Source organism: Stutzerimonas sp. NM35 (assembly GCF_054604355.1).
The window spans coordinates 764499-778337 of sequence record NZ_CM137728.1; the positions used below are offsets into that span (position 1 = coordinate 764499).

General features: G+C 60.8%; 13 protein-coding genes. 8 read left to right on the forward strand and 5 right to left on the reverse strand.

Features of this window, described 5'->3' with window-relative positions; all coding sequences use genetic code 11:
• Positions 1 to 3: 3 nt before the first annotated feature.
• From flgK to ACYCFC_RS03750, 7 genes are all read left to right on the forward strand, one after another.
• Positions 4 to 2106 (forward strand): flagellar hook-associated protein FlgK, encoded by a 2103-nt coding sequence (gene flgK, locus ACYCFC_RS03720; RefSeq protein WP_459653148.1) that lies wholly within the window; start codon positions 4 to 6, stop codon positions 2104 to 2106.
• An 11-nt stretch (positions 2107 to 2117) separates the two neighbouring features.
• Complete coding sequence (gene flgL / locus ACYCFC_RS03725) at positions 2118 to 3380, forward strand: flagellar hook-associated protein FlgL (RefSeq protein ID WP_459653149.1); 1263 nt, start codon at positions 2118 to 2120, stop codon at positions 3378 to 3380.
• A 134-nt stretch (positions 3381 to 3514) separates the two neighbouring features.
• Complete coding sequence (locus ACYCFC_RS03730; RefSeq protein WP_181083119.1) at positions 3515 to 3829, forward strand: ComEA family DNA-binding protein; 315 nt, start codon at positions 3515 to 3517, stop codon at positions 3827 to 3829.
• 509 nt (positions 3830 to 4338) lie between these two features.
• Positions 4339 to 4776, forward strand: a complete 438-nt coding sequence (locus ACYCFC_RS03735; protein ID WP_181083118.1) for a YkvA family protein — start codon at positions 4339 to 4341, stop codon at positions 4774 to 4776.
• A 176-nt stretch (positions 4777 to 4952) separates the two neighbouring features.
• A complete protein-coding gene (locus tag ACYCFC_RS03740; protein ID WP_459653150.1) occupies positions 4953 to 5276 on the forward strand; it encodes a helix-turn-helix domain-containing protein in 324 nt (107 codons plus the stop codon).
• Positions 5258 to 5653: a hypothetical protein gene (locus ACYCFC_RS03745; RefSeq protein ID WP_181083116.1), complete on the forward strand. Its 396-nt coding sequence runs from the start codon at positions 5258 to 5260 to the stop codon at positions 5651 to 5653. Before ACYCFC_RS03740 ends, ACYCFC_RS03745 begins: the two co-directional genes overlap by 19 nt.
• Entirely contained in the window at positions 5653 to 6120 is a 468-nt protein-coding gene (locus tag ACYCFC_RS03750; protein ID WP_181083184.1) for an SEL1-like repeat protein, read from the forward strand. Before ACYCFC_RS03745 ends, ACYCFC_RS03750 begins: the two co-directional genes overlap by 1 nt.
• On the opposite strand, the gene ACYCFC_RS03755 is transcribed toward ACYCFC_RS03750, so the two are convergent.
• Together ACYCFC_RS03755 and ACYCFC_RS03760 are read right to left on the reverse strand one after the other, a co-directional pair.
• Complete coding sequence (locus tag ACYCFC_RS03755) at positions 6087 to 7883, reverse strand: EAL domain-containing protein (protein WP_459653151.1); 1797 nt, start codon at positions 7881 to 7883, stop codon at positions 6087 to 6089. The genes ACYCFC_RS03750 and ACYCFC_RS03755 overlap by 34 nt on opposite strands.
• Positions 7884 to 7977: 94 nt before the next feature.
• On the reverse strand, positions 7978 to 10071 hold the full coding sequence (locus tag ACYCFC_RS03760; protein ID WP_459653946.1) for a carboxy terminal-processing peptidase: 2094 nt from the start codon (positions 10069 to 10071) through the stop codon (positions 7978 to 7980).
• A 170-nt stretch (positions 10072 to 10241) separates the two neighbouring features.
• Between ACYCFC_RS03760 and ACYCFC_RS03765 the strand changes: the two genes are divergently transcribed.
• Positions 10242 to 11204: an NAD(P)H-quinone oxidoreductase gene (locus ACYCFC_RS03765; RefSeq protein ID WP_459653152.1), complete on the forward strand. Its 963-nt coding sequence runs from the start codon at positions 10242 to 10244 to the stop codon at positions 11202 to 11204.
• A 30-nt stretch (positions 11205 to 11234) separates the two neighbouring features.
• Here ACYCFC_RS03765 and ACYCFC_RS03770 read toward each other — a convergent pair whose 3' ends face one another.
• From ACYCFC_RS03770 to ACYCFC_RS03780, 3 genes are all read right to left on the reverse strand, one after another.
• Positions 11235 to 12524 carry a M18 family aminopeptidase gene (locus ACYCFC_RS03770; RefSeq protein WP_459653153.1) on the reverse strand — a complete coding sequence of 430 codons (1290 nt, stop codon included), beginning with the start codon at positions 12522 to 12524 and terminating at the stop codon, positions 11235 to 11237.
• Positions 12525 to 12603: 79 nt separating this feature from the next.
• On the reverse strand, positions 12604 to 13176 hold the full coding sequence (locus ACYCFC_RS03775) for a class I SAM-dependent methyltransferase (protein WP_459653154.1): 573 nt from the start codon (positions 13174 to 13176) through the stop codon (positions 12604 to 12606).
• Complete coding sequence (locus ACYCFC_RS03780) at positions 13176 to 13811, reverse strand: RluA family pseudouridine synthase (RefSeq protein ID WP_459653155.1); 636 nt, start codon at positions 13809 to 13811, stop codon at positions 13176 to 13178. The genes ACYCFC_RS03775 and ACYCFC_RS03780 overlap by 1 nt, the downstream gene beginning before the upstream one ends.
• Positions 13812 to 13839 lie beyond the last annotated feature (28 nt).

Here is a 13839-nt window from a genome sequence, read left to right on the forward strand (position 1 = left end):
AACATGTCTGACCTACTGAGCATTGGCCTGTCGGGCCTCTCCGCCAGCAAGACCCAGCTGTCCATCACCGGCCACAACATCACCAACGTCAACACGCCGGGCTATAGCCGCCAGGATGCGACCCAGGCGACGCGTTCGCCGCAGTTCAGCGGCGCTGGTTATATCGGCTCCGGCACCACGCTGGTGGAGATTCGCCGGACCTACAGTGAATTCCTCACCAACCAGTTGCGCAGCAGCACCGCGTTGAGCAGCGATGTCGAGGCTTACAAGAGCCAGATCAATCAACTTGATTCGTTGCTGGCCGGTACTACCACGGGCATCACCCCATCCTTGCAGAAATTCTTCTCGGCGCTGCAGACGGCTGCCGAAGATCCGGCCAATATCCCGGCCAGGCAGCTGGTGCTGGCGGAAGCCGAAGGGCTGTCGCGTCGCTTCAATACCGTTTATGACCGGCTTTCGGAGCAGAACAGCTTCACCAACAAGCAGATGTCCGCCGTAACTGACCAGGTCAACCGGCTGGCGGGGAGTATCGGCAGCCTGAACGAGGCCATCGCCGTCGCTGCCGCCAACGGCAAGCAACCCAATGACCTGCTCGATGCGCGGGATGAGGCGGTGCGCGAGCTGTCGACCTATATCGGGGTCACCGTGGTTCCGCAGGACGACAGCAGCTTCAATATCTTCATCGGCAGCGGCCAGCCACTGGTGGTGGGCGGTAGTGCAGCGCGGCTGGAAGTCGTGCCGGGTCAGGGCGATCCCAACCGCCATGAGGTGCAGTTCGTCAGCGGCGGCTCGCGGCAGGGCATCACCTCGCAGATCACCGGCGGCGAGCTGGGCGGGCTGATCCGTTATCGCGAAGAAGTGCTGGATTCGACCATGAACTCGCTGGGCCGACTGGCGCTGGCGGTCAGTGATCAGGTCAATAGTCAGCTGGGGCAAGGCCTGGATCTGAAGGGGCAGGTGGGGTCGGCGCTGTTTGGTGACTATAACGACGAGGCTCTGGCAGGACTGCGGGCTTTAGCGTTCAGCGGTAATCCCTCTTTGGACACGGCAACTCCTGCTGATGCGTCATTGAAGATCAGCGAAACCAGCCTGCTCACCACTAGCGATTATTTGATGGAGTATGACGGGAGCTCCCCGAGCGGCTACAAGGCCCGTCGGCTGAGCGACAACCAGCCGATGAAAGTCGAGAGCAATGGCGGCGTCCTGACCTTCACCGACCAGAATGGTCGTGATCAGGGCTTCACCGTGCAGGTAACTGGAACACCGCTGGCTGGCGACAAGTTCACCCTGCAGCCCACGCGACGCGGCGCGACGGATATCGCAACTGTGCTTGATCAGGCGGACCAGCTTGCCTTTGCCGCACCAGTGCGGGCAGAAAGTGCTCCGCAGAATGCGGGCACTGGGGTTATTGGCCAGCCGGATATGGTTTCTGGGCCTTCGCCGATCAAGCTGGATCAACTGAACACTGCCTTCCCTAGCGGCGGCTTGGAGCTAAGGGCAAGCGTCAGCGGCGATACCTATACCCTGACCGCCGCCAATGCGTTACCAGCCGGCTGGGCCTATGTGGACAAAAATGGGGATCCACTGGTCGATGAAACGACCGGCGATCCAGTTACGCCTGAGTTCAAGTCAGGCAACAGCAACACCGTCCGGCTCGCCTACACGGCGGCTCCAGACGAGGTCTACCAGTTTGAGCTGAGTATCAGCGGACGACCGCAGACGAACGACAGCTTTTCGCTCAAGTTCAATCAGAGCGGCGTTTCCGACAACCGCAACGCACTGAAGCTGGTTGATCTACAGAGCAAGCAGACCCTCGACGTATCCGCCGGGGCTGATGGGAAAGTTACATCGGGCACCAGTTTCACCGACGGCTACGGCGAACTGGTTGAGCGCGTCGGTACCCTGACCGCCCAGGCGCGGATGGACAGCGATGCCACCGGCGCGATCCTCAAACAGGCCCAGGACAACCGCGACTCGCTGTCGGCGGTAAACCTCGACGAAGAAGCCGCCAACCTGATCAAGTTCGAGCAGTACTACAACGCCTCGGCACAGATCATTCAAGTTGCGCGCTCCCTGTTCGATACATTGATCAGCACCTTCCGTTAATAGGCCCGACCATGCGCATTTCCACCTTGCAAGCATTCAACAACGGCGTCGCCGGGCTGCAGCGCAACTACGCCAACGCGACCCGGACCCAGGAACAGATCAGTACCGGCAATCGTATTCTTACACCAGCCGACGACCCCGTCGCCTCGGTGCGCCTGTTGCAGCTCGAACAGCAACAGAACGTGCTCGGCCAGTACAACGCCAACCTGACGGCGGCGGACAACAGCCTGACCCAGGAAGAAGTGACACTCAGCTCGGTGAATACCGTGCTGCTTCGCGTGCGCGAACTGGCTCTGCGGGCCGGCAACGGTTCTCTCGATGCTGAGGATCGCAAATCCATCGCTGCCGAGCTGCGTGAGCGTGAAGACGAGCTGCTGTCGCTGATGAATACCCGCAATGCGCGCGGCGAGTACCTGTTCTCCGGCTTCCAGGGCAAGACCCAGCCTTTCGTGCGTGGCGCGGATGGCAGTTACAGCTATCAGGGGGATGAAGGCCAGCGCAAGCTGCAGATCGCCAGTTCGTTGAACATCGCCATCAGCGACAACGGCAAGGCGGTATTCGAGAATGTGACCAACGCAGGGCGATATACCGTATCGACTCCACCCCCACCAGGCTCGACGTGGAGCGTTTCCGCGCCCCTGGTGCAGGATGAAGTGGCTGTTGCGGGGAATCCGGCATTTCCGGCGGCGGGCATTGGTATCCACTTCACGTCCGATACCGATTACATCGTCTACGATCTGGCCAATCCACCTGGCGATTTCTCCGATCCCTATGCCGACCCGTCTCAGGTGATCGGTTCGGGAGTGGTCGATGGTGATGAGAAAACTGCCGACGAGCTAGTTTTTCGCGGCGTGATGATCAAGTTCGATGGTGTGCCGATCCAAGGTGAATCGGTAGAAATCCGGCTGGATCCCAGCGCACAGAAGCAGGGTATTCTCGACACCATCGCCAGCCTGCGCATGACCCTGGAAGATCCGTCCTCCTGCAATGCCGACATACGCGATGCGGTGGCCGTGAGCCTGACCAATCTCGATCACGGCATGGTCAGTGTGGATGCCACCCGGGGCAACATCGGCGCGCGACGGAACGTGATCGAGACCACCCTGACCGACAACGAAGATGTGGCGCTGGTCAACAAGTCGGTGCAGGCCGAACTGCGCGAGCTGGATTACGCCGAAGCACTGTCGCGGTTGTCATTCCAGACCATCATTCTCGAAGCGGCCCAGCAGAGCTACGTGAAGATTGCGGGCCTGAATCTGTTCAACAAGATGTGATAGAGCGTTCGAGCGATCTGGGTCACAAAACGGGTGGCCCCCTGTTTGACTTGTGGTGATTGCATCTTAAAGTGGTTGTCGCGGCGCATGGAGTACCGCGCCGGATCATTCCGACACTCAAAAGGATGTGAACAATGAACAAGTCGTTTATCTGCGCAACATTGCTGGCCCTGCTCACTGGTTTTTCCGTGGGCGGCCACGCCGCCGAGACAAAGCCTGTCGAATCCACCAGCGTTGCGCTGGCGGCGATTGCACAAGTGAATCTCAACACCGCCGACGCCGAAACCCTGACCCGTGAACTCAAGGGAATAGGTGCGGCAAAAGCCAAGGCGATTGTCGAATACCGCGAAGCGCATGGCCCGTTCAGCTCCGTTGACGAGTTGCTGGAGGTCAAGGGGATCGGTACGTCAATCCTGGACAGAAACCGGGCCAAACTCAGCCTGAACTGAACAGGTATTTAATCGCCCTGAAGCCGGTCTTTCGACCGGCTTTTTTCGTCGTGCTTCAGGTATATACCCTGCCTATAGCAATGTGGCCCGTTGTGAGCTGCCGTGAAAAATGCTTGGCTGGCGTCTTCTCATGGCAGACAGCAAAGCTGTGATTGGCCGTGAACGCCAGGCTGCGCGTCATTGTCTCTGCTGGAACAACCTTCTTTGTCAGGAAAAGCTGAAAGCGCGTGAAAAAAGCATTGACATGTTACGGTTATGCACATTCTTGAATGCAAGCTGCCTCGCTTGTGAAAGCGGATTTACGGTTTTTCTCTGAATCACATAACCTATTGATTTATAAGCTTTTTTGAAGACTGCGCAAAAACTCGTCGATCTGTTTGGAGACCGCATCAGACGGGCGTTTGAGGCAGTCATCCATAATCTGTTCACAGTGTTATCCACAGCTTTTGTGGATAAGCGGCTGGAGCCCAAACAGGATGGGCTTTGAGGGCTGGCTTTGGAGTGCGGCGATGAAAGTACCTTGGCGATTGATGAAATATCTACCGATAGCGCAACGGGTTCTGGCCCGTGGAAGGCTGCCGGCGGTTCTTCTCGCCGTCGCTCGCAAGAGCTCCTCGCGAGGCGGGCTGATCAAGGGCCTGCGTGAGGAGCTCGGGCTGCTTCAGGCCTTGTGCGTCGCCTGGTGGCGAGGTGAATACCGGGCCGTCAGCAAACCCGCACTGATCGCAGTGGTGGCCGGCCTTCTGTATTTTCTGGCGCCACTGGATGCCATTCCGGACTGGATTCCGGGGCTTGGCTTCATCGACGACCTTGCCGTGCTGGGCTGGGTGATGCGCAAATGGTCTGGTGAGTTGGAGGCCTTCCGCACCTGGCGAGACAGCCAGTCGGCAGAGACGCGCGCAGGACTGATGCGTTTGCCTGCTGCCGATGAGCCCAAGGTGGAATAGCTGAATGACTGAATAGACGCGAAATGGCAGGGATTAATCCTTTTGTGCGCTTAATTGTCTTTAAAAAGTCAATTCATGCTTGCGTTTCATTCAGTGATGCGGCCCCTTTGGCTAAAAAGCTGTCTCCGGGCTGTTAAGATTCGCTTCTACGGAATCGAACAGCAGGTAGGTAGCGGATGAATGTTCAAACCATCATGCGGGATGGCGAGCCGGAGTATGCAGTGTTGCCCTGGGCCGACTATCAGGCTCTGCTGAATGCGCTTGGCCGGCCTTCCATCGATGCGGGCGTCAAGCCCGCCCCGGTTGCCTCGCCCAGGTTCAGTGAACTGTCGGCCTTGCGGGAAGCCAGGGGTATGAGCCAGGAAGTGCTGGCACGTTCGGTGGGTATCAGCCCGGCTTATCTGGCCCTGATCGAGCAGGGCGAGCGTGATCCGGGCGAGCCCATACGCCGTGCGCTGGCACGTGCCCTGGAGGTTGCACAATGGGACCCGCAAGTGTGAGAGACGGAGCGGCGCCGATTCGTATCAGCCGGCCACACTGGCATGCGCTGCTCGATGAGCTGAATGATGCCCGGCTGCAGCGTCATCTGGTGACCTATCGTTCCCTGCTCGAACGACTTCAACTGCCGACTCCCGCCATGCAGACCCTGACGGCTGCGCTGGAGCATCTGGCGATGCTCGATGCTCAGGCGGGACGACCGCTGCGCAGCGTGCTGGTGATCAGCCAGAGCGCCAGTCGCTTGCCAAGGACCGGGTTTTTCGAGTGCGCCGCTCGCCTGGGACGTTTTTGCGGCCCCGTTGATGGCACGGCTGCCGCCTCCTGGCACGCAGGAGAAGTGGCGCGAGTGTTTGAATTCGACTATCCGGAGGCACCGTGATACTGCTCAAGGTTCGCGCACGCGCAGGTTACTGGATTGCACGCAGGCTGATGGGGTCACGCTGGGCTGTGCAGCAGCCGAAGCTGTGGCGCTGGATGGAGGGCCAGTTTTCCCGCATGGCCGGTATTGGTGATACGCAAGCACAGAGTTTCTACGGTCATATCCTGCTTTTTCGCGGCCAGGGCTATGGTGCGAAAAGGGAAGGCATACGTTTGCTGCGTCTGGCGGCCGAGGCGGGCGATGCCAAGGCCGCCTATCAGATGGGTGTCGTCAGCCTCAGTGAAGACGCTACCCACGGCCCCGATGGCACCCAGGCAGCGTACTGGTGGAAGCGTGCGGTCGAGGCTGGCCACCCATTGGCTGCGACTCGTCTGTCGCAGCTCTACACGGCGGGTGGCCACGGCCTGGCGTGCGATAAACAGCAGGCCGAGCATTACAAGGCCAGGGCCGCCGGGTTGGGGCTCTGATCTTGGGAAGCCTGCTGTGCAGTATCAACGACGTGCAGGCTGAAACCGGAAGTGTGCTTGGCCAGGCGTTTGGCTTGCGAAGCGAGTTTGGCCAGATGCGCCGCATCGAGTTCGGCTGCGGTATCGGGTTTCACATGAACGGCACCGATGGAAAGTGAAAGCAGTGGATAGCGCTCCATGCTGCCTTGACGCCCCTCGGCGATGAAGCAACCTGCCGCAAGGTGTTCGTCATGGTAGAACGATTGGCAACGCTGCTCGAACGCAGCGAATAGACGGCTGATTTTTCCTGACCAGTCCTGTGGTCCCATGACCAGCATGAAGTCATCGCCACCGATGTGGCCGATGAAGTCACAGCTCGAATCGATCTGCTCATCAAGGCAACGGGCAAGACAGAGCAGGGCTTCGTCACCCTTGGCGTAGCCGTAAATGTCGTTGAAAGGCTTGAAGTGATCGATATCCACGTAGCAGATAACGGCTTCGCGGCCTTCGTGCAGAAGGCGTGTCAGGCATTGCTGAATGGGCACGTTGCCTGGCAGCAGGGTCAGCGGATTGGCATGGCGGGCCTGCTGGACTTTCATTTCGGTAATCAGCTTCAGTACATCGATCACCCGTCCCAGCCCGTAATACTTGCCGTTGAGAGTAATCACGAAGTCTTCCTCGATACGCTGCCGGGCGCGGCTGGTCAGTAGGCGGCTGACCTGTTGCAGCGACTGACCGACTTCCACGGCGAGAAAGTCATCGCTCATCAGTCTGCTGATGGCTTTTCGCGCCAGCAGCTCGGTCGCGAAGGGCTTGAGCAAGGCATCGGAGAGCAGGCTGCGATGAACGATACCGACAGGGGCGTTCATTGCGTCCAGGACCGCAACTGAATTCAGGTTGGCCTGCCGGCGAAACAGCTCCAGCACTTCGGCAATGGGCTGCGTGACGGAGACCGCCGACTGTTTCAGCACCAGGGCGGACAGATCCTCGCTTTGCTCATTGAATGGCCCGTCACACACGGGCGTGTTTGGCAGTGCGCTGGCTATGTCAACGCAGGGCTTTTCTTCTGGCCGACCCAGCAGGTATCCCTGAACCAGGTCAATACCCATATCCGCGAGCACGCTCAGCTCTTCAGGCAGTTCGATGCCTTCTGCAATGACCTGTGCCTGGGCGGCTCTGGCTATCTTCAGGATCGATTCGACGAACCTGCGCTTGACGGCGTCCCGGTGAATGCCATCGATGAAGTAGCGATCGATCTTGACGTAATCCGGGCGCAGCTCCGACCACATGCGCAGGCTGGAATAGCCGGCGCCCAGATCGTCCAGGGCGATGGAGAAACCCATGTTGCGGTAGTGGTGCAAGGCCGTATTGAGCAGCTCGAAGTCATCGGTCGGCATCTGTTCGGTCAGTTCGATGACGACTTTGTCCGCAGGAATGCCGTATCGCTGCAGCAACTCGAGCGTGCGGCCAGGCTTGTGGCTCGCATCGAGCAGGGTTTCCGGCGAAGCGTTGAGGAACAACCGCCCCTGCAGGTGTAGCTGGCTGTAGCGGCGGCAGGCGTTTTCGCGACAGAGCATTTCCAGCTCGTTGAGGCGGTCGCCGTGACGTGCTGCTGCGAGCAGGTTGATGGGCGAATGCAGCGAGCTATCCGACGGGCCTCGCGTCAGTGCTTCATGGCCGACTATGCGGCGTTCGGACAGTGAAATGATGGGCTGGAAAAGACTGCTGATGCCGCCGTGAGCAAGGATGTGATCGAGAGTGCTCAACTGCTCGGTGACGGTCATGATGGTTCCGTATCGTGAAATGAGAAGAGCCGCTCAGGCGGCTCTTCTCATTTCACGATACGGTGATGTCATTTTGATGACATCCGGTGGAATGCTATTCCCTTGGCAGGCTGTTTTTGGCCACGGCCTCATTCAGTCCCAGCCAGTCGAGCAGGATTCTTCCGCTTTCCGCGAGGTAGGCGTCGTCTTCGGGTTTGCCTTTCTTGTCTTCGACATGCGGTGTCGTTTCGTCTTCGCGCTCCAGCTTGGCCAGGGGCTCCTCGCCCTTGGCCTCGCGCAGGGCATTTTCCAGCGTCAACTGGCGCTTCTCGATACTGTCCTGCTGCGCCCGACGTTTTTCTTCGTTGAGGCTGACCGTGGTTTCGTGGCTCAACTCTTGGGCGAGGGCAAGGCGGTTGCGGGTGAAAACGAAGTCGGGGTTTTCGCCGGTCCGTGTTTCGTGACGGGCCTTGAGTTCGGCAAGGAAGGGTTTGAACGGATTCATGTCTTCATTGTGCACGGCGCGAATGCTGTCCCAAGGCAGGGCTTCGGGCAGGGCGCTTTCGCCGATCTCGCTGGTATCGACTTCAGCTGGATAGGAAATGTCCGGGATCACGCCCTGATGTTGCGTGCTTTGCCCCGAAACCCGGTAGAACTTGGCGAGCGTCAGTTTCAGTTCGCCGTGGTTGAGCGGCTGCACGGTCTGTACCGTGCCCTTGCCGAACGTCTGGCCGCCAAGAATCAGCGCCCGATGATAGTCCTGCATCGCACCGGCGAAGATTTCCGAGGCCGAGGCGGACAGGCGATTGACCAGTACTGCCAGCGGTCCCGTATAGAAGGCGCCGGGCTGTTCGTCGGCCAGGATATCCACACGACCGTCACTGTTGCGCACCAGCACGGTCGGCCCCTGCTCGATAAACAGCCCCGTCAGTTCGGTCGCTTCCTGCAGCGAGCCGCCACCGTTGTTGCGCAGGTCGATCACCACGCCATCGACCTGTTCCTGCTGCAGTTCGGTCAGCAGCTTCTTCACATCGCGAGTGGTGCTCTTGTAGTTCTTGTCGCCGGAACGCAGGGCCTTGAAATCGAGGTAGAAGGCCGGGATTTCGATGACGCCGAGTTTGTAGTCGCGGCCCTCATGCTGGAGGTTGAGGACCGACTTCTTGGCGGCCTGCTCTTCGAGCTTCACGGCTTCACGCGTGATGGCGACGATCTTGCTGTTCTGATCGTTGGGCGCATTGCTGGCCGGGATCACTTCGAGGCGAACGACCGAACCCTTGGGGCCGCGGATCAGTTTGACCACCTCATCGAGCCGCCAGCCGATCACGTCGACCATTTCCTCGTCGCTCTGGGCGACGCCGATGATCCTGTCGGCGGGGGCGATCTGCTTGCTCTTCTCGGCGGGGCCGGCCGGCACCAGGCGCACCACCTTGACGTGTTCGTTGTCGCTCTGCAGGACGGCGCCGATGCCTTCCAGGGAGAGGCTCATGTTGATGTCGAAGTTTTCCGCGTTGTCCGGCGACAGGTATTGCGTGTGCGGATCGTAGGACTGCGCGAAGGCATTGATATAGGTCTGGAAGACGTCTTCGCCACGGGTCTGGTCCAGGCGCGAGAGCTGGTTCCGGTAGCGCTTGGTGAGCAGTTCCTCGATGGCTTTGGAGTCCTTGCCGGCGATCTTCAGCCGCAGTACTTCGTCCTTCACGCGTTTGCGCCAGAGGTCGTCGAGTTCCGCCATGTCCTTCGACCAGGCGGCACTCTTGCGGTCGACCAGCAATTCCTCGTCAAGGGTGAAGTCGAAGTGGTCCACGCCTTTTTCCAGCAGGCTCAGGGCGTATTGCAGGCGACCCTGCAAGCGCTCCAGGTGCAGCCTGTAGATGGCGAAGCCGGGCTCGAGATTGCCGTTCTTCAGGTAGTTGTCGAAATCGTTGCGCCAGGCCTTGAATCTGGCGATGTCGCCGGCAGTGAAATAGCTGCGCGACGGATCGAGCATCTCGATATAGCTGTCGAAGATTTTTGCCGAGCGGGCATCATTGAGCGGAGGTTTGTTGTAATGGTGGCGCTTGAGCAGCTCGACCACATTGAGGCTGGCAATCACCTGATCGCGGTCGGGCTGCAGGTAATCCCAGGCGCTTGCGCTTGGTTTGGCCAGCACAGACGAGGTCTGCAGGCCGATGAACAGGGCGAATACGCCGAAGGTCAGGGACCGTTTAATGCGGGAGGGGCGACGTGAGGCTGGGTAATAACGCATATTAGGCCATCATGTTGGGCGCCGGCCGCAGTCACTGGTCGACGGTGAAAAATAATAGCCCGATGGTAACAGGCGGTTGCGAACGTCAGCGAGTGATGTTGGACGAACGCAAGTTTCAACAATATGGAGGCAGCATGAAGGCTTTGCAAGGTATCGAGGGACAACTGGAGTGGGCGCAACGAGACGCGCCGCAATGCGCTCCGGGACAGGTGCGTATCCGGGTAGCCGCAGCGGGGCTGAACCGGGCCGATCTGCTGCAGCGTGCCGGGCATTATCCGCCGCCAGCCGGGGTGACCGATATCCTTGGCCTGGAGTGCTCGGGCGTGATCAGCGAGGTGGGTGCGGGCAGCGACTGGCAGGTGGGTGATCGCGTCTGCGCACTGTTGGCCGGTGGCGGCATGGCGGAAGAGGTGGTCGTCGATGGGCGGCATGCGCTACCGGTTCCCGAGGGGCTGTCGCTGCATGAGGCCGCGGTGATTCCCGAGGTGTACGCCACCGCCTGGCTCAACCTGTACCGCCTCGGCGCCTTGCGACCGGGTGAAAAGGTGCTGCTGCACGCCGGTGCCAGCGGCGTCGGGTCGGCGGCGATCCAGCTGTGCAAGGCATTCGGTAATCCCTGCTGGGTCAGTGTCGGTTCGACCGAGCGTCTGGCCTACTGCGAATCCCTGGGCGCCGAAGGCGGTGTGCTGCGCGGCGAGACGCTGGAAGCGTTGCGTGATTTCGCCCCCTTCGATCTGATTCTCGATCCGGTGGGCGCCAAATATGCCGCACTCAACCTGCAACTGCTCGGCAGGGATGCGCGCTGGGTGATGATCGGGCTGATGGGCGGGCGCAAGGGCGAGCTGGATTTTGGCGCGTTGCTGGCCAAGCGCGTGCAGTTGATCGGCTCGACCCTGCGCAGCCGCGACGCCGACGACAAGGCCGGGCTGATGGCCGAGCTGAAAGATAAAGTCTGGCCGCTCCTGGCCAGCGGGCAGCTGTCACCGCGTCTGGAGCGGACCTTCCCGATTGGCGACGTGGAGGCCGCGTTCGAGCTGCTGGCCAGCAACAGCGTGTCCGGCAAGCTGGCGCTGGTGATCGACCCCGGCCTGCAGTGAGGTGCCAGACGGGTGCTCGCCCGGTCTGCTTCAGGGCAGCGTCGGGCTCGAATAGAAGGCGCTGAGCACCTTGACCAGTTGCGCCAGATCCTGGCTGCCGGCCAGCTCGCGAATCGAGTGCATGCCGAAGGTTGGCAGGCCGATGTCGACGGTGCGCACGCCCAGCTGGCTGGCGGTGATGGGACCGATGGTGGACCCGCAGCCCATGTCGCTGCGGGTGACGAAGCTCTGCACCGATACTTCGTTTTCCAGGCAGAGATGGCGGAAGAAGCCTGCGGTTTCGCTGCTGGTGGCATAGCGCTGGTTGTTGTTGATCTTGATCACCGGGCCGGCGTTGAGTTTCGGCCCGTGATTGCCGTCGTGCTTGTCGCTGTAATTGGGATGTACCGCATGGGCGTTGTCTGCGGAGATCAGCAGCGAACGGTTGATGCAGCGCTGAAATCCTTCCTCATCGGGCAACAGGCGACGCAGCACCTGCTCCAGGAAGGGACCGTCCGCGCCGCACATGGAGGCCGAGCCGACTTCTTCGTGATCGGTGCAGACCAGTACGCAGCTTTCATCCGGCGTGGCCCGGAGCAGGGCTTGCAGCCCGGCGAAACAGGACAGCAGGTTATCCAGCCGCGCGCCGGCAATAAAGTCGCCGTGCAGACCGATGACGGCGGCGCCCTGGGTGTCGTAGAAACTCAACTCGAAATCCAGCACCACGTCGGCGAGCAGGCCGTGTTCACGGCTGAGCTGGTCGGCCAGCAGGGCGCGGAAATCCGGGCTTTCTTCGCTGGCGATCTGGGCCAGGATCGGTGGCAGTTCGGTTTGCGGATTGATGGCCCAGCCCTGGTTGGCCTCCCGGTTGAGGTGGATGGCGAGGCTGGGGATCACGGCAATCGGCAGCTTGAAGTCGACCAGCTGGCTTTCGATGCGACCGTCGCGGCTGTAGGTGACGCGCCCAGCCAGGGACAGGTCGCGGTCGAACCAGGGCGCCAGCAGGGCGCCGCCATAGACTTCCACCCCCAGCTGCCAGAAGCCCTGGCGCTGCAGTTCCGGCTGCGGCTTGACCCGCAGACAGGGGCTGTCGGTATGGGCGCCGACCAGGCGCATGCCGTGTTCGACGGGGGATTTGCTGCCGAGCTGGAAGGCGATGATCGCGGAGTCGTTGCGGGTGACGTAGTAACGCCCGCCAGGCTCGGTGTGCCAGGTCTCGCTTTCGTTCAGCGCCTTGAAACCGGCGGCCTGCAAGGCCTGGGCAAGGCTGGCGGTGGCATGGAACGGCGTGGGGGAGGCCTGGAGAAAATCGATCAGGCCCTGGTTGAGTTCTTCGCGCATGGGGGGCTCCGGACGGCAGGACGGGAAAGTCTATCCCATCGGCTGGTGAGACTGCAGTCTGCCGTGGCTGAAGCCGGTTTCAGTCCTTTCGTGCGATCACTTCAAATAAATGCCAATGCTTGGCCCGCCCAAGCGCTGTCTTGCCGTCGTATTCGAATTCGCTGAGTTCAAGCAGCGTCCAGCCTTCGAGCTGCTGCAGCAGCTGATCCCGGCTGTGAATACTGAAGTCTTTTCTCGCCCAATCGTCGCGTGGGCCAAAGAAGTGTCCGGTAAACAGACCGTCTTCACGCAAACTCCGGGTTATCCGCAGCCATAGATCGTTGAATGCGTCCGGTTGGCAGAATGGCAGTGCGAAGCTGGCATTGATGAGGTCCGCTGCCGGCAAGGCGGTCGTATCTTCGAACGTTCGGCATAGCGTGGACAGCCTGCCAGGCGCATGCATGGCTGCCTGTTCTCGCAGAAGAGCCAGCGCTTGCGGGTCGCGGTCGAGCGCGACGACTTCCCAGCCCGCGGCGAGCAGCGCCAGGCTATCGCGTCCGGCGCCGCAGCCCAGGTCCAGTGCCTGGGCGGGTTCACGGGACCACAGGGCAAGGGCTTTGTGAAGGCTGGGGTGCGCAGGTGCGCCACGGGTCGCCTGCAGAAAGTCGTTCATCAGAACGGTGCCGGGCAGTCGAAGCGCATCCGTTCGCCGGTCTGTGGATGAGTCAGGGCGAGCATGCTGGCGTGCAGGCACAGCCGTTCATGGGCGTTGAGCGCCTGTTCGTGGGCATAGAGGCGGTCGCCCAGCAGCGGATGACCGATGGACAGCATGTGTACGCGCAACTGGTGGGAACGCCCGGTGATGGGCGTCAGTTCGACGCGGCTGTGGTTTGCGTAGCGTTCGATCACGCGCCAGTAGGTCAGGGCGTGCTTGCCCAGTTCGTGATCGACCACGTGCCGGGGCTTGGTCGGCGGGTCGTAGCGCAGGGGCAGGTCGATGCTGCCGCTGTCCTGTGCAGGCAAACCCCAGCACAGCGCGGTATAGGCCTTTTCCGTCTCGCGGTCGTGAAACTGGCGCGACAGTTCGCGGTGGCTGTCGGCGTCGCGGGCCAGCACGATCAGCCCGGACGTCTCCCAGTCCAGCCGATGCACGATGCGCGCTTCGGGAAAGCCGTTCTCCTGCAGGCGGGTCACCAGGCAATCGCGGTTGTCCTCGGCGCGACCGGGCACCGAGAGCAGCAGGGTGGGCTTGTTGATCACCAGCAGGGCGGCGTCCTGGTGGACGATCTGGATATTGTTCAGGGGCATTACGAATTCCATAAACGGAAACGGCGGC